We start from the raw sequence: 20,677 nt of genomic DNA, 5'->3' as shown, positions 1-20,677 counted from the left end.
AAATAGCAAATGTAGTCACACAAAACCGTATTTAATAAACAAAGAAAATAAAATTTGTCAACTTGGCATATTTAACTCAAATGAAAAAAACAATTTTATACCTTTAACAAAAAATTATGCGGCCCTTATTATTGTTGGCATAGTTTTTACCGTAATTTAGATTAAAAATTGATGAATACTATTATTGACTTTATGAAAAGAAATTATAAAATACTTCTTGTTGTTGTTTGTCTTTCAGCAACACTCTTTGCTTTTAAAATTAATGCATCAAAAGAAGCCGACCCCGATAAAGATAAATTACTATTGGAGCTATTAACATTTGTAATCCAAAAAGGACATTATAATCCTGCAGTGATAGATGATACCTTTTCTAAAGGAATTTATAAAGATTATATTCAGGCTTTGGATCCTTCCAAACGTTTTTTTCTACAGTCAGATATCGATGAATTTTCGAAGTTTGAAACCCAGTTAGACGATGAATTATTAAACAAAGATCTGTCGTTTTTTGATCTTACATACGATCGTCTGATGAAAAGAATGGAGGAAAGTAAAAAGATTTACAAATCGGTTTTGAGTCAGCCTTTTGATTACAATACTGATGAGAGTTTTAATACAGACTATGAAAAAGCACCTTATCCAAAAGATGTTAAGGAACTTACCGATAAATGGCGTAAGCAGATCAAATTGTCAACGCTTTCTTCGCTTACGGATCGTTTAAAAATGCAGGAAAATAAGAGTAAAGGTATTGTGGAAAAAGAGGCGAAAAATAGTTCGGACCCTTTGAAAGAAGAAGAGAAGTTCAAAGTTGATCCTATCAGTTCAGATACTAAAAATGATAAAACCAATGATAATGGTAAACCAAAGACTTTTGCTGAGTTAGAGAAAGAGACAAGAGAAAATGCGTTGAAATCATTGGATGAATATTTTGGTTTCATGCAGGATTTAGATAGAAATGATTGGTTTTCAGTATACATCAATTCTATTACAGCACGTTTTGATCCCCATACGAATTATTTTGCACCTGAAGAAAAAGAACGTTTTGATGTAAGTATCAGCGGAAAATTAGAAGGAATTGGAGCTCGTCTGCAAAAGAAAAATGATTTCACTGAAATTTCAGAACTTATCTCGGGAGGTCCGGCCTGGAGAGGAAAACAATTGGAAGCAGGAGATTTGATTATGAAAGTTGCGCAAGGAAATGCGGAGGCCGTTGATGTTGTGGGAATGCGCTTGGATGATGTCGTTAAGAAAATTAAAGGACCAAAAGGTACTGAAGTTCGTCTTACAGTGAAAAAAGTTGATGGAACAATTAAAGTTATTTCAATAATCAGAGATATTGTTGAAATTGAAGAAACCTACGCTAAATCAAGTATTGTTGATAAAAACGGATTGAAATATGGTGTTATTTATCTCCCGAAATTCTATATCGACTTTGAAAATCAAGATGGTAGAGATGCAGGAAAAGATATTGCTAAGGAAGTGGAGCGTTTGAAAAGCGCAGGTGTAAATGGTATTGTGCTGGATGTTCGTGATGATGGTGGAGGTTCCTTATCAACAGTAGTGGATATAGCAGGATTGTTTATTGAGCAAGGACCAATAGTACAAATCAAATCAGCTGGAAGAAAGAAAGAAGTATTGTTTGATAAAGATAAAAAAATTGAATGGGATGGTCCATTGGTAATCATGGTTAATAGTTTTTCAGCTTCTGCTTCCGAGATTCTGGCAGCTGCGATTCAAGATTATAAAAGAGGGATTATCATTGGTAGTAAACAGACTTATGGGAAAGGAACGGTACAAAATGTGATCGATTTGAATCAATTTGTACGTAATAGTGCCGTGGGAGACTTAGGTGCCATAAAAACCACTACACAAAAATTCTACAGAATCAACGGGGGATCTACTCAACTTGAAGGAGTGAGCAGTGATATTGTGATGCCAGACCGATATGCTTATTTAAAAATGGGAGAACGTGATGTAGACAATGCTATGCCATGGGATAAAATCGATCCGGCTGAATATACGGTCTGGAATAAAAATGCTAATTTCAATCAGGCTATTGTAAATAGTAAAAATAGAATTTTGCAAAGTTCACAATTTCAATTGATTGAGGAAAATGCTAAATGGATTGACAGTAGAAGTGAAGATAATACCTATAGCTTGAATATTGATAAATTCAAAATCGCTCAAAGTGAAATTGAAGAAAAAGCAAAAAAATTCAAACCGCTTTCTGAATATAAAAACACACTTAAATTCATGTCACTTCCATATGAAGTTGACGAGGTGAATAAAGATGTGGCTTTAAAAGAAAAAAGAGACCGTTGGCATGAAGCCTTGTCTAAAGATATCTATGTTGAAGAAGCGTTAAATGTATTAGATGATTTGCAAGCTAAGACAATCGTGAAAAAAAGCACTTCTATTCCTGCTAAATTGAAAAAAGGGAAATTGGCAAGGTCGTAGTCTTTTTTTAATGAATGGCATGGCATAAGTATGGAAGTATGACGCTCCAGAAATTCAAAAATGAATTTTTGGAGCGTTTTTAATTTATTATGTTTTTAATAAAAAGGAATACTATCAATCTAAATAGTAAGTAGCAATGGAAAATAATACGTGCTTGAATTCAGTTATTATTCTGTTTGGTTTATTGCTTTTTTCTTCTTGTAAAAAGAATGCAGCCGTTATTGATGCTGTAGGGAACCAGATTGAGAGTAGTCAATATGGTTTAGAGGGGAATCAAAGCCATTCTGAGGCTGCAGGGGGGTATGGTGACACAGTTCAAACTTTTGATTTTTTACCGTGCTCTGCAGCAAATCAAATTGTGAAACACGAGTACTACACTTTGTCGTATAATGAAAAATATGAACAAGCGGAATGGGTTGCCTATGAACTAAAGGAAAGTTACTTGAAAAATAACAATTTTAAGCGTCCTTTTTTTATTGAAGATCCAAAAGTGAAAACGGGTTCTGCGGATTGGAGAAATTATAAAAATTCAGGTTATGATAAAGGACATCTCTGTCCTGCCGGGGATATGGAGTTTGCTTTTAATGCCTATAACGATACGTTTTTCACCTCCAATATTTCACCTCAATTGCATGATTTTAATAGTGGAGTCTGGAACAGATTAGAGCAAAAAGTTCGTTATTGGGCAGTCAAATACAATGGAATCTATGTAATTACGGGGGGCGTTTTGGAGCCCTCATTGAAAACAATAGGAAAAGAAGGGGTTTCTGTTCCGAAATATTTTTACAAAGTGTTATTGGATACCTCTGAAGGGAAATTTAAAATGATTGCTTTTTTAGTTCCTAATGCAGAAAGTAATAAGCTATTATACGATTTTGTAGTTTCGGTTGATCGTGTCGAAAAATTAACGGGAATAGATTTCTTTCCTAAATTGGAGGATAGGATAGAAGATCAGTTAGAAAAAAATAGCAATTATAAAAACTGGGTGAAATAGACCAGAAAGGAGTAGCAGCTTGTTAAGTAGTAAATCTGCTTGATTTACCATTCATTCACTTTATTGGCATCCATTTTTATAAATATAAAAAGTAAGATTGTGAAGCCCCAAAGTCCGGATCCACCGTAAGAAAAGAAAGGCAGCGGCACTCCAATTGTTGGAAATATACCTGCAACCATTGCGATGTTTACAAAGAAGTGAATGAACAGAATTCCTGCAACACAATAGCCATATACTCTACTGAATTTTGTTTTTTGTCTTTCGGCCAGGTATATTAATCTTAAAAATAAGCCCACAAAAAGACCGATAACCACTAAAGAGCCTATAAATCCCCATTCTTCACCTACTGTCGTAAAAATATAATCAGTGTGTTGTTCCGGAACGAAACCTCCTTTGGTTTGTGTTCCTTCAAGAAATCCTTTTCCAAACCAGCCACCTGATCCAATGGCAATTTCCGATTGGTTTGTATTATAACCAATTCCTTTCATGTCGACTGATTTCCCTAATAAAATATTAAAGCGGTCGCGGTGATGCTGTTTGAAAACATTTTCAAATACGTAATTTACAGACAGAACGAATCCAGACATTAAAACAAAGAGAATGCCGCTTAACAGTAGGTTTCTATCTGATAATCTTGATTTGAAATGAACAATAACCAGTACAGCCAGGGCGATTAATATTACATATTGTGGCTGCAATACTAAGGTTAAAACAAATAAAAGAATGGTTATGAAGCCGGTCCAAACATACCATGACGGCAGCCCTTCGCGGTATAAAACGATGATGAATATACTGTAAATTAAAGCACTTCCCGGGTCCGGCTGTGGTAATATGAGGAGGATGGGTAAAAAGACAATGGCTAGTGCCTGTATTTGACGGTTAACATCCTTTAAATTAATTTGGGTATCACTTAAATATTTGGCCAATGCCAATGCGGTAGCTGCTTTAGCGAATTCGGAAGGCTGAAGTGTAAAACTTCCGATACCGTACCAACAACGTTGACCGGCGATTGTTTTCCCAAACACAAATAGTCCTGCCAACGATAATAGCGAAATACCAAAAATGATACTGGCATATTTTTCGTAAAATTTCCCATCTACATACAGTACAATAAAAATTAACGGAATGGTTAATATGATGAAAATTAGTTGTTTATCAGAAGTTCCCTCCATAGAGGATAGGGAAGATGAATATATATTTAACCAACCCATTATTACCAATAAACAATAGATAATGATGCATATCCAATCAAGATTGTTCGTTACGCTTTGGTTTTTCATTTGAAATATATAGTGTATTAATTTTCTTTAGTTGTGTCTATTGGTATCACTGGTGGGATAACAACTGTTTTACTTTTCAAAATAGAATCACTTTTTCTCAATTGTAATTTTACAATTTCAGAAAGGCCTCCTAATTTAGCATATTGTCCCTGCAAACTGGTATTGAGTATTCGAGTTTCTAAATCCGTTCTTGTGATTTTTTTTCTGAGGTATTTCTCAATCATTAAGCTGGCAATAGGACCTGCTATTGTTGCTCCAAAACCACCATTTTCCACTAGAATTGCTATGGCAATCTTTGGATTGTCTTTTGGTGCAAAAGCGACAAAAATGGAATGATCTTTTAGTTGTTCTCTTTTGCCATTTATTTTCGCGAAATTTTCGGCGGTTCCTGTCTTACCACAAATATCGATCCCTTCGACACGCAGTGAGCTCGCCGTACCTAAATTATACACGTCAAACAGACCACTGATCATTGGTTTGTAATACCTTTTGTCTATTGTGGTAACATGTTTGGTGGTAAATTTTTTATCAATGGTATGTCCTTCAATTTTTTTAATGATATGAGGCGTGTAATAATACCCTTCATTTGCAACGGTAGCCATCATATTGGCTAGCTGTATCGGAGTCATTAAAACTTCTCCCTGTCCTATTGCGTTAGATACGATTGTAGTACTGCGCCAGCCTCCATTTGGATAGATTTTTTTGTACGTTTTTGAATCCGGAATATTTCCTCTTTTACCAGTTGGTAAATCATATCCCATAAATTGTCCTAATCCAAAACTTTTTATGTGATTGCTCCAGACATCAACCGCATAAGCCGGCTTGGCATATTTGTTTATCGTTAACATGTACGCACTTGCGAAGTAAGTGTTACAGGAATTGTAAATACCATTATGCAACTGATGTGGCCCAAAACCGTGGCATTTCATGAATCGTCCTCTTGCATAACTAAAACCGTGGTGACACATAAAAGTAGTCTGTTCATTTACGACACCTTCCTGAAGTGCAACTAGTCCAGTTAGGATTTTAAATGGAGATCCCGGAGGATATTCAGCTAATAATCCTCTGTCGTAAAGCGGTTTTGCAATGGAATCATGATACAATAAGGTGTAGTTTTTGGAACGCTGTCTGCCTACAAGTATTCCGGGGTCATAAGACGGAGCGGTAACCAGCGCTAATATTTCGCCGGTTTTAGGTTCAATAGCAACTATCCCTCCTCTTTTGTTAATCATTAATTCTTCGCCATACTTTTGAAGCTCTGCATCAATAGTAAGGTTTATATCTTCTCCCTGAACCGCAATAGTATCGTATTTTCCTTCTTTGTAGGATCCGATTTCTCTATTGTATTTGTCTTTTTGAAAATATTTTACTCCTTTTATTCCTCGTAAAATATCTTCATAGCTCTCTTCAACCCCTTGTCTTCCAATTAAATCGCCGCTGTTGTAATACGGGTTTTTTGCAACCAATTTTTCGTTAACCTGAGTGATAAATCCAAAAACATTGGCGCCAAAATCCACTTCGTAATCCCGTAGGGAACGTTTTTGAAAATAGAATCCTTCGTATTTTCTAATTTTTTCCTGAAAAGCGGCAAATTCACTTTTGTTCAATTGCGGTAAAAAAACCGATGGGAGTCTTGGACTGTAAACCCTGGCTTTTGCCATTCTTTTTATAAAGTCCTCTTTTGTGATATCTAATAAAAGGCAAAATTCTGAAGTGTCTACGTCTTTTACATCTCTTGGTATCACCATGATATCATAGGAAGCCTGATTGGCCACTAATAATTTTCCATTTCGATCGTAAATATAACCCCTTTCAGGATAGTCATATTTTATTTTTATAGCATTATTGTCTGATTTCAGTTTGAACGAATCATCTATGATTTGTAAATAGAATATTCGTATTACTAGCAAGGATGCTGCAACAATGATTAAAGAAGGCAGCAATAATTTTCTCATCTTTTGTTTGGCTTAATAAGATATATTATTATAATGCAAATTAGGATTGTAAATACCGTACTTAATAATGTTCGAAGTAGGATATCCAAGATAAAGCTAAATTGGAATGCTTCCAGTACGAATAATACAAAGTGATGAATTACAACCGACATTAATATAAACGAGAATCGCTCCGGGGTTAAAACATCATTTAATTTAACAGTTTGGTATTCGTAGCTCAACCCAAATGAAAATTTAAAAATATAGGGTCTAAAATAAGCCAGAATGATACATGCTGTAGTGTGTATTCCTCCAGAATTACTGAACATATCCATAATAAGGCCCAGTAAGAAACTAGCGATCAATAATCCGGATTTATTACCGTTTACAGGGTACAGTATTATAAATAGCACATAGGGGAACGGACTGATGTAACCCAAAAAATTCATGTTATTGAATATGATAATTTGAACTGTCAATAGCAGAACAAAACGGAAAATATTGACTAACAAAGTGCTATTCATCTTTTTTTCCTTTTTCTAAATTAATAAGCTCATCCCGATTTTTACTTTTTATGATGTAAACATGACCTAAATTAGTCATGTCATTGAAAAGTTTTACGTCTAATGTATAATAATTGGTTTCTTTGGAAATATAAATTTTAGAGATCGTTCCTATATTAATATTTTCAGGAAATATGACAGATTGTCCACCCGTTACAATAGTGTCGCCTTTTCGAATAGCTGCTAATCTTGGAACATCTATCAATTGAACGAAACCAGTGCTTTTCCCATTCCAAACCAATGAACCAAAGTGATTTGATTTTTTAATTTTTGCGTTAATTTGTGATTTCTTATTTAAAATACTAATTACCGTAGCATAGTGGGGAGAAGTATTGTCAACAATTCCAACGATTCCCAAACTATTGATTACACCCATATCCGGTTTTACACCTTGTAATTCTCCTGAATTCAATGTTAGGTAATTCTCATAGACATTGTATGAATTGTGAATCACTTTTGAAACTATGATGTCTTCCGCTTTTACGCCTTTTAAACTATCTAATTTTTGTACGGCGGTTGTGTCTTTACGATTAAAGAGAAGGCTTTTTAATTCCGCATTTTCTAGTGCTAGCGCATCATTTTGAGTCTTTAAATTCAAATACTCATTTACAGAATTAATTTTTTCATAGACTCCGCCGCTTAAAAAGTTGGCGGAGCTGATTATTTTACTTCTATGAAAAGAATGAGATTGAATGGTGAGCACCAGTGAGATGCCCAAAAGCAGCAAAAACAGTAATCTATTACTGTTTTTAAATATAAAATTAAATATTTGCTGCATGTACTATTTTATTTTGTTTCAGGTTCTGTCTTAAATTTCTACTTGCAAAAACCAAACCGAAGTTTGCGTTCTATAGAATTATTTAAATTGTGCATTAAAACCTTATTTTATCAAGATACTTTTAAATTTCGCAAGGTTTTTCAGTGCCATACCAGTTCCTCTAACGACTGCTCTTAACGGATCTTCAGCGATATAAACAGGAAGATCTGTTTTTTGTGAGATTCTTTTATCAAGACCTCTTAACATAGAGCCGCCGCCTGCAAGATAAATTCCTGTATTGTAAATATCAGCTGCTAATTCCGGAGGCGTTTGGGATAAGGTTTCCATTACCGCATCTTCTATTCTTTGAATAGATTTGTCTAATGCTTTTGCAATTTCACGGTATGATACTTCTACTTGTTTTGGTTTACCGGTAAGTAAATCCCTTCCTTGAACTGACATGTCTTCCGGAGGAGTTTCCAAATCTTCGATTGCGGCTCCAATTTGAATCTTTATTTTCTCTGCAGTACTCTCTCCAACGAAAAGATTGTGTTGGGTACGCATATAATATACAATATCATTTGTAAATACATCTCCTGCAATTTTTACCGATTTGTCACAGACAATTCCGCCCAATGCAATTACAGCAATTTCAGTTGTTCCACCACCGATATCAACGATCATGTTTCCTTTAGGTTGCATGATGTCAATTCCAATACCAATAGCTGCTGCCATAGGTTCGTGTATCAAATAGACTTCTTTTCCATTTACTCTCTCACAGGATTCTTTAACCGCTCTCATCTCTACTTCGGTAATGCCGGAAGGAATACAGACAACCATTCTTAATGCGGGAGTAAACATTCTTTTCTTTAATGCCGGTATGCTTTTTATAAACATACTGATCATTTTTTCAGAGGCATCAAAATCAGCAATTACACCATCTTTCAATGGTCTTATCGTCTTAATGTTTTCATGTGTTTTACCCTGCATCATGTTGGCTTCTTTACCAACAGCAATGATTTTGCCTGAAACTCTATCACGAGCAACTATTGAAGGACTGTCAATTACGACTTTATCATTATGAATGATTAACGTATTAGCGGTACCAAGGTCTATCGCGATATCCTCGGTCATGAAATCAAAAAATCCCATAAGTTTTTTAAGGGTTAAGAAGTTATAAATTTGTGACAGGCAAAGTTAAGCAAATTAATGTTTAAAATGACGAGTTCCTGTAAATACCATTGCAACTTTATTTTCATTACAATAATTAATACTCAATTCGTCTTTTATTGATCCTCCTGGTTGAATTACAGCTGTTATTCCTGCTTTTTTGGCTATTTCCACACAATCAGGAAAAGGGAAAAAAGCATCGCTTGCCATAGACGCTCCATGTAAATCAAATCCAAAAGTTTTTGCTTTTTCAATCGCTTGCAATAAGGCGTCAACTCTTGATGTTTGCCCTGTGCCTGAAGCAATAAGTGTACCGTTTTTTGCAAAAACAATCGTATTTGATTTTGTGTTTTTACAAATTTTGGAAGCAAATATTAAATCCTGAATTTCTTGTTCGGTTGGTGCTGTAATAGTAACGGTTCTTAAGTCTTCTTTATTGTCGGTTATACTATTTCTTTCTTGAACTAAAATTCCGTTTAAACAAGTTCTTACTTGTTTTTGCGGTAAAGCTACTTCGTTTTGAACTAATATAATTCTGTTTTTCTTTTCTTGTAAAATAGTTGTGGCCTCTGTGTCATATTCCGGAGCGATAACCACTTCACAAAATAATTTATTTATTTCTATTGCCGTTGCAACATCGATTTTTGTGTTAGCAATCAAAACACCTCCAAAAGCTGAAGTTGGGTCGCAGGCTAATGCAGCTAAATAGGCTTCATTGATGTTTTTTCTGGTTGCTAAACCACAGGCATTGTTGTGTTTTAATATTGCAAAAGTAGGGCCGTCATTTTTGAATTCATTAATTAAATTCACCGCCGCATCTACGTCTAATAAGTTGTTATACGATAATTCTTTTCCGTGAACTTTTTTGAACATTGCGTCAAAATCACCGAAGAAGAATCCTTTTTGATGTGGATTTTCGCCATATCTCAAAACTTGACCGTAAGCGATGCTTTGTTTGTAAACGGTTTCGTCTGTATTGAAATAATTGAAAATTGCCGTATCGTAATGCGATGAAACATGAAAAGCCTTTGTGGCCAATAGTTTTCTGTTTGCAAGAGTAGTAGCTCCGTTTTGATCTGTAATCAAATCTAAAAGCAAGCTGTATTGATCGACCGAAGCCACAATTACAGTGTCTTTAAAGTTTTTTGCCGCAGCACGAATCAAAGAAATACCACCAATGTCAATCTTTTCAATAATCTCTGATTCACTTGCTCCTGAAGCAACTGTTTTTTCAAATGGGTATAAATCAACTATCACTAAATCAATTTGCGGGATATTGAACTCTTGCATTTGTTGCACATCACTCTCATTATCCTGACGATTTAAGATTCCTCCAAAAACTTTTGGATGTAATGTTTTTACTCTTCCGCCAAGAATGGATGGATACGAAGTTACGTCTTCAACTGGAACTACAGGGATTCCTAAATTTTTTATAAAATCTTCGGTTCCTCCAGTAGAGTAAAGTGTAACATTTTGTTCGTGCAGTTTTCTTACAATTGGTTCAAGACCTTCTTTTGAGAATACCGAAATTAATGCAGATTGAATAGTTTTTGTTGTGTTCATTGTGTAGTTATAATTATAAAGTGCAAAAATAGTTTTTTTTTGATTATAAAATTCAATGAATTTATGTAACATTATCTTAAAAAAACAGACCTATTGATAGGTGCATTTTTAAAAGGTTTATAAATTAAATTTTTTAAAAATTTACTTTAACGCAAAAACGATTTTATGTTAGTTTATCTTCGATTATTAAAAGAAAGTTTTGGTTTTGCAATGAATGCGTTGCGAAACAATAAATTAAGGACTTTGCTTTCTTTATTAGGTGTTACTATCGGTATTTTTTCAATAATAGCAGTACTTGCCGCTGTAGATTCTTTAGACAGAAAGATTACTAAAGACCTAAGCAGTCTCGATAAAAATACTATTTATTTAATGAAATTTTCTTTCGGTCCTTCCGATATTCCACAGTGGAAAAGAGAACAGTTTCCCAATGTTAAGTATGATGAATATACGTACATGAAAGGGGTTATGACTAACACAGACCAAATGGGATATCAAATTTTTACCAAAAGAGAGTCCATAAAACAGGATTCAAAAACAGTAAGTGATGTTAATATTGTTCCGGTTTCTTATGAATTTATAGATATTCAGGGGCTGGAATTTGATAAGGGAAGGTTTTATAATGAATCGGAGGCTAATTCTGGTGCTACCGTAATTGTTTTGGGAAATGAAATTGCAAAATCATTATTTGAAAATAGTGAGCCTGTCGGGAAAAACGTTCGGTTGTACGGAAAGCGCTTTACCGTTATCGGTGTTTTGAAAAAACAAGGAGCCGGACTGTTTGGTGATAGTGATGATACTTCTGCGTTTATTCCGGTAAATTTTATACGTCAATTGTATGGTGACAACAATACCGCGCTCACAAATGTAATTGTTTTTAAGCCCGAAAGCGGGATTGATATGGAAGCTTATAAAAGTGAAATATCTCAGAAATTAAGAAGTTACAGAGGGTTGAAAGCAGGAGAAATTGACAATTTTTTTATTAATGTATTTTCTGGGTTCACTGATTTTATTGATGGTATTATAGGTCAAATGAATCTTGTCGGATGGATTATCAGCGGATTTTCTCTTCTTGTAGGTGGTTTTGGTATTGCTAACATTATGTTTGTTTCTGTAAAAGAGCGTACGCATTTAATAGGGATTCAGAAATCATTGGGAGCCAAAAATAAATTTATATTGTTTCAGTTTCTATTTGAAGCGATCATACTTTCTGTAATTGGGGGGATAATTGGACTTTTATTAGTTTGGTTGATTTCAGTGGCTTTAACAAAAGCATTAGATTTTGAATTTGTTCTTGGGATGGGTAATATTATCTTAGGGACCAGTCTGGCTGCCGTGATTGGTTTGATTGCAGGAATTTTACCTGCTATTGCCGCTTCAAAACTGGATCCTGTTGAGGCCATCAGGACGGGAATGTAACGTTTAATCAGACTATAATGCGGAAAACAGAATAAAAAACGGCTTTCAAATAATTTTGAAAGCCGTTTTTTTAGTTTGTGGAATATTTAAAATAAGAATCTAAATTGCATAAAAAATCCCGATTGCCCGGGATTTTCATTTATCTGATATTGTTGTTTTGAATCAAATCAATATACAAGTTAATCTTGTCTTTCAATTCTTTTCTTGGTGTTATAAAATCTAAGAAACCATGTTCAAGAAGAAATTCAGCAGTTTGAAAACCTTCCGGTAAATCTTTACCTGTAGTGTCTCGTACTACTCTTGGTCCTGCAAATCCGATTAAAGCGCCTGGTTCAGAAATGTTAATGTCTCCGAGCATTGCATAGGAAGCGGTTGTTCCTCCGGTTGTCGGATCTGTACATAACGAAATGTAAGGCAGTTTTGCTTCGGCAAGTTGAGCCAGTTTAACGGATGTTTTTGCGAGCTGCATCAAAGAATAAGCCGCTTCCATCATTCTTGCTCCTCCGGATTTAGAAATCATCACAAAAGGCAGCTTGTTTTGAATTGCATGATCGATTCCTCTCGCGATTTTCTCTCCCACTACAGCTCCCATAGAACCTCCGATAAAGGCAAAATCCATACAGCAGATCACTACGTCTTTTCCTTTGGATTTACCAACTCCGGTACGCACTGCGTCCTTAAGTTTGGTTTTTTCCATAACATCTTTTAGTCGGTCTGCATATTTTTTTGTGTCAACAAAATGCAAAGGATCTTTAGAGGTCATATTTTTATCTAATTCAACAAATTCATTGTTGTCAAATAAGATTTGGAAATATTCTGCGCTTCCAATTCTAACATGAAAACCATCTTCGGGACTTACAAATAAGTTACGAGCTAGTTCATCGGCATCAATAATTTTTCCAGTTGGAGATTTGTACCAAAGCCCTTTTGGGATATCCATCTTGTCTTCGGTAGCAGTAGTAATCCCTTTTTCTTTTCTTTTAAACCAAGCCATTTTTCTAGTATTCAGTGTTCAGTAATCCGTTCCTGTAGTTTCCGGTTTAGTTTTCAAATCCCGATGGCTACATCGGGATTTGAAAACTTTAAACTTAATTTTATTATAGTGTATTCACATTGTTTAGGTCAGCAAATGCCTGCTCAAGTCTTGTGTTGAACGTAACTTCACTTTCGCGTAACCATTTTCTTGGATCGTAATATTTTTTGTTTGGAGCATCAGCACCTTCCGGGTTTCCAATTTGGGTTTTCAAATAATCAATATTTTTAACCATATAATCACGAATACCTTCCGTAAATGCAAATTGCAAATCGGTATCAATATTCATTTTTATTACACCGTAGCTGATACCTTCTCTGATTTCTTCCAATGTAGAACCTGAACCACCATGAAAAACGAAATCTACCGGATTTGGTCCTGTATTGAATTTGTTTTGTACAAAATCTTGAGAATTTTTTAAGATTTTTGGAGTCAATTTCACATTTCCTGGTTTGTAAACACCATGAACGTTACCAAAAGCAGCTGCAATTGTAAATCTAGGACTTACTTTTGAAAGTTCTTCGTAAGCGTATGCTACTTCTTCAGGTTGTGTGTATAATTTTGAGCTATCAACATCAGAGTTATCAACACCATCTTCTTCACCACCGGTGATTCCAAGTTCGATTTCCAATGTCATTCCCATTTTACTCATTCTTGCTAAGTATTCTTTGCAAATTTCGATGTTTTCTTCGATAGGCTCTTCAGATAAATCAATCATATGAGAAGAGAATAATGGTTTTCCTGTTTCAGCAAAATGTTTTTCTGAAGCGTCTAATAAACCGTCAATCCAAGGTAATAATTTTTTTGCACAATGGTCAGTATGTAAAATTACAGTTGCACCGTATGCTTCTGCCAAAGTGTGAATGTGTAATGCTCCTGCAATTCCACCAGCGATAGCTGCTTTTTCACCTGCATTCGAAAGTCCTTTTCCTGCATTGAATTGCGCTCCACCATTAGAAAATTGAATGATAACTGGCGCGTTTAATTTTGCTGCGGTTTCAAGAACACCATTGATGGTATTTGATCCCGTAACGTTTACAGCCGGTAATGCAAATCCTTTTTCTTTAGCATAGTTAAAAATTTCCTGAACCTGATCTCCTGTAGCTACGCCTGGTTTTATGTTGTGTGCCATTGTAATTCTTTTTAGTTATTTTTTAGTTTTTAGTTTGCAAAAATAAGAATTAATTAGCATTAGAACGGATAATTTATTCCAAAATTTAAAACAGAGTGTCCAAAATTGTATTCACGGAACCATCGCTTGTTAGTTTCGTTGGCTGGATTGTAGGTTTTAAAGCCTAAATCAAATCGAATTACAAAGAAACTTAAATCGTATCGCAACCCAAATCCAGAGCCTACCGCAATGTCTTTTAAATCATTTAAATTTTTGAAAGTGGATTTTTCATCGGTCACATTATCAAGCACATTCCAGATGTTTCCGGTATCTACAAAAAGAGCGCCTTTTAAACTGCCTAATACTTTAAATCTAAATTCACCACTAACGGCAATTTTCATATTAGCTTCGTTAAAATCATTTGAAGCGCCGCTGCTTCCCGGACCTAAACTGTAGGGTTGCCATGCTCTGTTATCATTAGAACCGCCAGAAAAATAACTTCTCGAAAACGGAACGTTGTCAGAATTACCAAAAGGAATGGCTATGCCAAAGAAGGTTCTGATAGCAAACACTTTTTCTTTTGTTAAATCCCAGTGTTTGATATAGTCGAATTCCGTTTTTAAATATTCGGAATATTCCAAATTGAATATTTCATAATTGGCATCCGAATTTTTAGGTAAACTTGCTGCTTTGGCAAGTAATGATAATAATGTTCCGGCAGATTCAATCTTCGTTCTGAAGAGATAAAAGTTGTTGTCCAGTACATCTGTTTTGGTAGTTTTAGAAAAACTATAACTTGTACCCAGAATAAAATCATTCTCTGTCAGTCTGACTCTTCGTTCTTCAATGCTTTTTATGGACGCATAATCGCCGGGGTTTGGAACAACACTGGGGTTTGGGCCTAAAACGTCATTGATAAAACTATTCGTTCCATTTTCAATAATTAAATTACTTTTGTCATCAAAATAGGTGGGATCAACGCCATAACTCGGTTTTTGAGCCAGCTCGTTTAAAGCGGTATAGGAGGATCTGTATACATTGAAATAATTTTGTGGATTTAGATTGCGTACAAATTGTGCGTTGAAAAGATCAAAGCGAGCGGTATTGTTTCTTTTTGGGGTCCAGTTGTAGGATAAGGCTCCTGTAAAATTCTCTTTGTCCAGACCAATATTTCTTTGCTTTGCGAAACCGGCAGTAATAAGAGTGGAAGGAATCATGCTTTTAGGGATGATTTTTTCAGTTCCAAAAGGGAAAAAGATTCTTGGGAAACTTAATTTTAAATCCAGTCCGTATTCTGAAACATTAAAGAAATTATTATTTGGATTTGCCAGGTCTTTTGAGGATCCTATATTTCCACGAGCAGCAATTTCTAATGTTTCGACACCTTTAAACACGTTTCTAATCGTTTCTGAAACACTCAGTCCAATACCAACGTCCTGAATATTGGAATGGGTAACATCCAAGGTGGTCCCAAAACTATATATTTTTCTTGGGGTTAAATATACTTTTGCAATTAGTGATTGAGCAGTCGTATCTCTTTTGTCCACTTCGTATTGAATGGATGGATAATTGAAAATTTTCAGATTATTCAAATATCGGGTTGTTAACACCGTTTTGTAATCTGCAAATAAGGTCCCTTTTGTAATAAAAATAGCATTTGTGATGGCACGTGCTCTGTATTTTATTTTTTCGCGACCATACAAATTGAAATTATTATAAGAAATACTATCTGTTATTTTTTGATCGTTACCATTTGGTAAATAATCAGTATAAATATTTACATCACTTATTTTATATAACTTGAAAGGCTCTGTTTTACTGGAGTCCTGTTGTTGATAAGAATAATTATTGATGATTAAATTTACGTTTGCCTTATTTACTTTTTTAATGGTGTCTAAATCAAAAGTGATGTAGTTAGGCTGAAAGTAATACGCACCATTGTTTCTAAAGTTGGTGGTAATTCTGTTTTTTTCATCTTCAAAATCGGCTGTTTTGTATTGATTTCCGGACTTAATCAGCGTTTTAGACTTGTTTATTTCATACAGGGAGTCAAGTGCCGGAGTCAGAATGGTTGCCCGTAATGAATCCAATAAATAAGGCTCTTGTGTAGTGATGGCATATTTAATTTTGGCTCTTTTAGTTTTTAAAGTGTCAATAGCGTAGGTAGCTTTAACATTAAAATAACCGTTATTAAAGTAATAGTACTTCAGTCGCAATATTGATTTGTCAGTTTTTGTCTGGTCAATAATTACTGGCGCTTCACCCGTTTTTTTTAGAAAATCATGAATTCCATGGTATAAGAACGATTTTCCAAGCCGGTCAACTTGTTTGGCGGACAGCCAATTTGATTGTCTTTTATATTTTTGTGGATTATTTGTGAACTTGGCCTGGTATGTGGAGTCTGGATTGAGATTCGCCAAATTGTATAAATTTAAGCGCAAACGAAACCCCAATAGTAAGGTGCTGTTTGGTTTTTGATACAATTGATTGAAAACAATTTCTTCTTTTGTGCTCTTGTTATTTACTAAAACTTCGTTTTTAGTAAGCAAAAGTTTGCCTTCCGGAACTCTTTTTTCAGCGTTACATGCACATATTAATATTGCAATTAGAATAAATGCTGCTATTTTTGTGGAAATGTTTTTCAAGTGTTTTAAAATATTTAATTCAAAAGTACATTATTTTATGGTTAGTAAAAACCAAATAAAACTTATAACGAGTTTACAGCAAAAAAAATATAGATTCACCAATAAATTATTTTTCGCTGAAGGGGTAAAAGTAATTCAGGAATTATTGCAGTCAAATTTTGAACTGGAACATTTGTATACGACGCAAAATGATTTTGAAGAAGTTTCAAGTGCAAAAAAAACGAGTATAGAGGAGAGTGATTTGAAAAAAATAAGTGCTCTTGCGTCACCAAATTCCTGCTTGGCAGTTTTTAAAATGCCAGCGGAGAAAAAAAGGATTGAGTCTGGATTGATTCTCGCCCTTGATAGCATTCGGGATCCGGGAAATTTGGGAACGATATTGCGCTTGTGCGATTGGTTTGGAATTCATCAATTAGTGTGTTCTAAGGAAACGGTTGATATTTATAATCCAAAAGTAGTTCAGGCTACAATGGGTTCGATCGCAAGGGTAAATGTGAGTTACGAAGATTTGGACGCTTTTATAGCGCAAACGAAATTACCTGTTTTTGGAACCTTTCTGGACGGGGAAAATATCTATAAAACCACTTTGCCCCGGCAGGGAGTCATCATTATGGGAAATGAAGCCAATGGAATTTCAGCAGCAATTGAAAAGCGGGTTAAAAGCAGACTCACCATACCTCGTTTTGGAGAAATTCAAAAGACAGAAAGTTTGAATGTAGCTACAGCGACGGCAATTATTCTTAGTGAATTTAGGAGAAATTCTCAATAAAAAGGAAAGAATGACGGGTTTTAATGAAATGTAAAATTGATAAAAACAGCTCTGGATTTTATTGATTCTATATTTCCGGTCCAGGGACTATTTGGATCTTTATCCCTAATAAGTTCGTCTTTAAGTCCAAAAACACCTCTTATAGATGGGGAAAATATAAAATAAGGTGAAAAAAAATCGATTCCCAGACCCATTTCATAGTTTGTTGTCCAGGGTTTCATTCTAAAACGTTGCGCTGAATTATCGTCTACTGATTTTGAATTACTCGATAAATTTAAAGTTGTAGACAGTCCTCCAACAATATAGGGACGAATATTTCCGGTTCTAAGCGACAAGAATTTTATGAGCAGCGGAAAATGGATATAGGTGCTGTTGACTTCTCTAAGCGCATCATTTTTCGCTGTAAAACCAGGATAATATAAATCCCTTTTAGTATAATATAAACCGGGTTCAAATCGCAAACTGATGTATTCATGAAGTTTTAAATCACCAACAATTCCTACATTAAAGCCTGTTGTTTTCTTTACTTGAATATCAGGCCCGACGGTTTTATAGTCAATTTTAAAATCATAAGAATTGAACCCTAAAAAATATCCAAAATAGAGTCTTTTATTTTGAAAATTTTCCAGGTTAATTATAGGATCCTTGCTGAACATGTTTTTGTTAAACTGTGCGAATCCGTTCAGATTGAAAGTTAGTAAAACTAAAACAATTGTTTTTTTCATCTTATTTTTTAGAAGCTGAGTAAATGGTGGCTACGCCAAATGTTTGTGGCATTGCTATAACATCTATAAACCCAATTTTTCTCAAAATATTGTTCAAAACTTCACCATATGGAAATGCAGCGGATGATTCAGATAAATAGCCGTAAGCTACATTGTCTTTAGAAAATAATTTCCCAATAAGTGGCAGTATGTTTTTACTGTAAAAAGTATATCCTTGTTTGTAAGGGGTTTTATCCGGTACTGAGGTTTCTAAGATTACAAAGACACCGTTTGGTTTTAAAACCCTTAAAATCTCTGTTAAACCTTTTTCGAGAGTTTCAAAATTTCTAACGCCAAAAGCAACTGTTATGGCATCAAAATAATCATCTTCAAAAGGCATGTTTTCAGAGTCACCTAAAATCAGTTCAATGGTATTAGACATGTTTTTTGCGGCGATCTTTTTCTTGCCCACTTCAAGCATTCCCGCAGAAATATCTAATCCAATAATTTTTTCAGCATTAGTTTGTGCCATTAAAATAGCTAAGTCGCCGGTTCCTGTTGCAATATCAAGAATTATTTTGGGATTGGATTTGGCAACAATTTTTAAAACTTTTTTGCGCCATTTGATATCAATGCCAAAAGAAATAACGCGATTAAGATTGTCGTAATTTCCAGATATGGTGTCAAACATTTTTGCAACTTGTTCTTTTTTGCCTAAAGTTGAATTTTTATAGGGTGTTATGTTTTTCGACATTTTTATAATTTCCACAAATATAATACAAACTATACAAACTAAAAATCAGTTTCAAGCATTAGAATAAACTTTCTTCTGCTCCGAAAAAGTATTGATTTTTCGTTCTTTGGATGTAATTGTAAATTAATTGCCTACAGTCGTAAATATCACTAAAAGTGGGTATTGCAACGAATGATTTTATTGTTCAATTTTACGCTGTAATATTTTAAAATATTTATCAATGATCAATAGGGATTTAATGACCCAAATCAAATGGTTGTTTCTTGCGTTAACTATATCATTTGTTCTTGTGAGCAGTTTTGAAAGTGCTATTTTACAAAATAGTGCTATAATTAAAGCGCAAAATACGTTCTTAGGATTAAATTTGTTTTTGGAAATTTTGATTTTCTTTGTCTTTAGTACCTTCGTGGTATTTGGTATTAAAGGCTTTTTTGAAATGTACTCTCAGAAAACATCAAATATTATTATCTTCATATCTGGAGTATTGTTAGTATTTGTAATTTTTATTTTGAGTTATCAAATACTGTTTCAGGAATAGTTCATTCTCCTTATCATTGTTAAAAAAAAACATCCCATTCGGGATGTTTTTTATTTTCTGGAAAAAGTTTGATACGTATAGTCGTATAGATGCTTTTCGTCTTTTGGATTAAATTCAGCTGTTGTAATTTCCCATTCTTCAAGATTGATTTCAGGAAAAAAAGCGTCCGCTTCAAAATTATGGTGCACTCTGGTAATTTCCATCCTATCCGTAAAAGGAAGCCCCAGATTGTAAATTTCTCCTCCCCCAATAATATAAGAGGTTTCGTCTTCTGGGCAAATTGCTAACGCCTTCTCCATACTGTCTACGACGATACAGCCTTCGGGTTGGTAGTCTTTTTGTCTGGATATTACAATATGAGTTCGATTAGGTAATGGTTTTGGAAAGCTCTCAAAAGTTTTCCTGCCCATTATAATATGATGTCCCGAAGTAAGTGTTTTAAATCTTTTGAAATCATTTGGAAGATGCCAGACTAATTTATTATTTTCCCCAAGCGCATTATTTTCGGCAACAGCCGCAATCATTATTATCATTGTTCTCTTGATTTTTATATAGAGGATTCTTCGTTAATTTTTGTTTCCAATTGGTCAATTTTTTTTTGTTGAAGCGTAACCAGTCGGTCTATTTGTTCTCTTTCCCAATCTTTATTCATGAAACGGTCCGTAATATATACTTTTATAAAGTGCAGGATGAAAATAAAAAGCCATATTGTAATTCCCCAAATATACCAATCCGATTCTGCGTCAATTCCAAAAAATTTATTAGATATAAATAAAAAGAAACTACCTAAGAGAAGTAAGACAAAATGAAAATACAGTCTTTTTTTTTGCTTGATTCGTCTCCTAGCATACTCATATTGTTCGTGTTGATGTTTTTCCATAGGTTGTATTTTGTTTATAAAGATAAATTTTATTTTGTAAAGGCACTATTTTGGCTGGTTATTATTTAGTAAGAAAACGTTTTCTTGTTTAGGATATAAAATTTAATGCTAG

Annotated in this window: 17 protein-coding genes; 4 read left to right on the top strand and 13 right to left on the bottom strand. The window is 34.4% G+C overall.

Going from position 1 to position 20,677, the window contains the following annotated elements:
• The first annotated feature begins 171 nt into the window (after positions 1-171).
• The gene (locus ACNQGH_RS17035) at positions 172-2,454 is read left to right on the top strand and encodes a carboxy terminal-processing peptidase (RefSeq protein WP_417957213.1); all 2,283 of its coding nucleotides are present in this window, start codon (positions 172-174) and stop codon (positions 2,452-2,454) included.
• A gap of 136 nt (positions 2,455-2,590) precedes the next feature.
• Entirely contained in the window at positions 2,591-3,448 is an 858-nt protein-coding gene (locus ACNQGH_RS17030; protein ID WP_417957211.1) for a DNA/RNA non-specific endonuclease, read from the top strand.
• A 44-nt stretch (positions 3,449-3,492) separates the two neighbouring features.
• Here the strand turns inward: ACNQGH_RS17030 and rodA are convergent, their stop codons facing one another.
• From rodA to purH, 6 genes are all read right to left on the bottom strand, one after another.
• Entirely contained in the window at positions 3,493-4,728 is a 1,236-nt protein-coding gene (gene rodA, locus ACNQGH_RS17025) for a rod shape-determining protein RodA (RefSeq protein WP_417957210.1), read from the bottom strand.
• Positions 4,729-4,745: 17 nt separating this feature from the next.
• On the bottom strand, positions 4,746-6,683 hold the full coding sequence (gene mrdA / locus ACNQGH_RS17020; RefSeq protein ID WP_417957209.1) for a penicillin-binding protein 2: 1,938 nt from the start codon (positions 6,681-6,683) through the stop codon (positions 4,746-4,748).
• Positions 6,680-7,186, bottom strand: a complete 507-nt coding sequence (locus ACNQGH_RS17015; protein ID WP_417957208.1) for a rod shape-determining protein MreD — start codon at positions 7,184-7,186, stop codon at positions 6,680-6,682. Before ACNQGH_RS17015 ends, mrdA begins: the two co-directional genes overlap by 4 nt.
• Positions 7,179-8,003: a rod shape-determining protein MreC gene (gene mreC, locus ACNQGH_RS17010; RefSeq protein ID WP_417957207.1), complete on the bottom strand. Its 825-nt coding sequence runs from the start codon at positions 8,001-8,003 to the stop codon at positions 7,179-7,181. The genes ACNQGH_RS17015 and mreC overlap by 8 nt, the downstream gene beginning before the upstream one ends.
• 102 nt (positions 8,004-8,105) lie before the next feature.
• Entirely contained in the window at positions 8,106-9,134 is a 1,029-nt protein-coding gene (locus tag ACNQGH_RS17005; protein ID WP_416848891.1) for a rod shape-determining protein, read from the bottom strand.
• Between the two features lie 54 nt (positions 9,135-9,188).
• Entirely contained in the window at positions 9,189-10,715 is a 1,527-nt protein-coding gene (gene purH / locus ACNQGH_RS17000; protein WP_417957206.1) for a bifunctional phosphoribosylaminoimidazolecarboxamide formyltransferase/IMP cyclohydrolase, read from the bottom strand.
• 165 nt (positions 10,716-10,880) lie between these two features.
• On the opposite strand from purH, the gene ACNQGH_RS16995 reads away from it, so the two are divergent.
• Complete coding sequence (locus ACNQGH_RS16995) at positions 10,881-12,131, top strand: ABC transporter permease (RefSeq protein WP_417957205.1); 1,251 nt, start codon at positions 10,881-10,883, stop codon at positions 12,129-12,131.
• A 139-nt stretch (positions 12,132-12,270) separates the two neighbouring features.
• Here the strand turns inward: ACNQGH_RS16995 and accD are convergent, their stop codons facing one another.
• The 3 genes from accD to tamL form a co-directional block, all read right to left on the bottom strand.
• Positions 12,271-13,125 carry an acetyl-CoA carboxylase, carboxyltransferase subunit beta gene (gene accD, locus ACNQGH_RS16990; protein WP_416854355.1) on the bottom strand — a complete coding sequence of 285 codons (855 nt, stop codon included), beginning with the start codon at positions 13,123-13,125 and terminating at the stop codon, positions 12,271-12,273.
• Positions 13,126-13,228: 103 nt separating this feature from the next.
• Entirely contained in the window at positions 13,229-14,296 is a 1,068-nt protein-coding gene (gene fbaA / locus ACNQGH_RS16985) for a class II fructose-bisphosphate aldolase (RefSeq protein WP_417957204.1), read from the bottom strand.
• 59 nt (positions 14,297-14,355) lie between these two features.
• Positions 14,356-16,920 (bottom strand): translocation and assembly module lipoprotein TamL, encoded by a 2,565-nt coding sequence (gene tamL, locus ACNQGH_RS16980; protein ID WP_417957203.1) that lies wholly within the window; start codon positions 16,918-16,920, stop codon positions 14,356-14,358.
• A 37-nt stretch (positions 16,921-16,957) separates the two neighbouring features.
• Between tamL and ACNQGH_RS16975 the strand changes: the two genes are divergently transcribed.
• On the top strand, positions 16,958-17,689 hold the full coding sequence (locus tag ACNQGH_RS16975; protein ID WP_417957202.1) for a TrmH family RNA methyltransferase: 732 nt from the start codon (positions 16,958-16,960) through the stop codon (positions 17,687-17,689).
• Between the two features lie 20 nt (positions 17,690-17,709).
• On the opposite strand, the gene porT is transcribed toward ACNQGH_RS16975, so the two are convergent.
• The 4 genes from porT to ACNQGH_RS16955 all read right to left on the bottom strand — a co-directional run bounded on the left by porT (position 17,710) and on the right by ACNQGH_RS16955 (position 20,565).
• Positions 17,710-18,414, bottom strand: coding sequence for a type IX secretion/gliding motility protein PorT/SprT (porT, locus tag ACNQGH_RS16970; RefSeq protein WP_417957201.1), 705 nt, complete (start codon positions 18,412-18,414; stop codon positions 17,710-17,712).
• 1 nt (position 18,415) lies between these two features.
• Positions 18,416-19,147: a bifunctional demethylmenaquinone methyltransferase/2-methoxy-6-polyprenyl-1,4-benzoquinol methylase UbiE gene (gene ubiE, locus ACNQGH_RS16965; protein ID WP_417957200.1), complete on the bottom strand. Its 732-nt coding sequence runs from the start codon at positions 19,145-19,147 to the stop codon at positions 18,416-18,418.
• A 588-nt stretch (positions 19,148-19,735) separates the two neighbouring features.
• The gene (locus ACNQGH_RS16960; protein WP_417957199.1) at positions 19,736-20,218 is read right to left on the bottom strand and encodes a dihydrofolate reductase; all 483 of its coding nucleotides are present in this window, start codon (positions 20,216-20,218) and stop codon (positions 19,736-19,738) included.
• A gap of 14 nt (positions 20,219-20,232) precedes the next feature.
• Complete coding sequence (locus ACNQGH_RS16955; protein WP_417957198.1) at positions 20,233-20,565, bottom strand: 2TM domain-containing protein; 333 nt, start codon at positions 20,563-20,565, stop codon at positions 20,233-20,235.
• Positions 20,566-20,677 lie beyond the last annotated feature (112 nt).

It is taken from the genome of Flavobacterium kochi (assembly GCF_048286715.1).
GTDB lineage: Bacteria > Bacteroidota > Bacteroidia > Flavobacteriales > Flavobacteriaceae > Flavobacterium.
The sequence above is the reverse complement of the archived record's forward strand: the minus strand, read 5'-3'. Positions and strand labels throughout refer to the sequence as shown.

What these genes read in the sequence shown, in the direction of transcription:
- ACNQGH_RS17035 (WP_417957213.1), top strand. Translation starts at nt 172, where the DNA reads ATGAATACTATTATTGACTTTATGAAAAGAAATTATAAAATACTTCTT.
- ACNQGH_RS17030 (WP_417957211.1), top strand. Translation starts at nt 2,591, where the DNA reads ATGGAAAATAATACGTGCTTGAATTCAGTTATTATTCTGTTTGGTTTA.
- rodA (WP_417957210.1), bottom strand. Translation starts at nt 4,728, where the DNA reads ATGAAAAACCAAAGCGTAACGAACAATCTTGATTGGATATGCATCATT.
- mrdA (WP_417957209.1), bottom strand. Translation starts at nt 6,683, where the DNA reads ATGAGAAAATTATTGCTGCCTTCTTTAATCATTGTTGCAGCATCCTTG.
- ACNQGH_RS17015 (WP_417957208.1), bottom strand. Translation starts at nt 7,186, where the DNA reads ATGAATAGCACTTTGTTAGTCAATATTTTCCGTTTTGTTCTGCTATTG.
- mreC (WP_417957207.1), bottom strand. Translation starts at nt 8,003, where the DNA reads ATGCAGCAAATATTTAATTTTATATTTAAAAACAGTAATAGATTACTG.
- ACNQGH_RS17005 (WP_416848891.1), bottom strand. Translation starts at nt 9,134, where the DNA reads ATGGGATTTTTTGATTTCATGACCGAGGATATCGCGATAGACCTTGGT.
- purH (WP_417957206.1), bottom strand. Translation starts at nt 10,715, where the DNA reads ATGAACACAACAAAAACTATTCAATCTGCATTAATTTCGGTATTCTCA.
- ACNQGH_RS16995 (WP_417957205.1), top strand. Translation starts at nt 10,881, where the DNA reads ATGTTAGTTTATCTTCGATTATTAAAAGAAAGTTTTGGTTTTGCAATG.
- accD (WP_416854355.1), bottom strand. Translation starts at nt 13,125, where the DNA reads ATGGCTTGGTTTAAAAGAAAAGAAAAAGGGATTACTACTGCTACCGAA.
- fbaA (WP_417957204.1), bottom strand. Translation starts at nt 14,296, where the DNA reads ATGGCACACAACATAAAACCAGGCGTAGCTACAGGAGATCAGGTTCAG.
- ACNQGH_RS16975 (WP_417957202.1), top strand. Translation starts at nt 16,958, where the DNA reads ATGGTTAGTAAAAACCAAATAAAACTTATAACGAGTTTACAGCAAAAA.
- porT (WP_417957201.1), bottom strand. Translation starts at nt 18,414, where the DNA reads ATGAAAAAAACAATTGTTTTAGTTTTACTAACTTTCAATCTGAACGGA.
- ubiE (WP_417957200.1), bottom strand. Translation starts at nt 19,147, where the DNA reads ATGTCGAAAAACATAACACCCTATAAAAATTCAACTTTAGGCAAAAAA.
- ACNQGH_RS16960 (WP_417957199.1), bottom strand. Translation starts at nt 20,218, where the DNA reads ATGATAATAATGATTGCGGCTGTTGCCGAAAATAATGCGCTTGGGGAA.
- ACNQGH_RS16955 (WP_417957198.1), bottom strand. Translation starts at nt 20,565, where the DNA reads ATGGAAAAACATCAACACGAACAATATGAGTATGCTAGGAGACGAATC.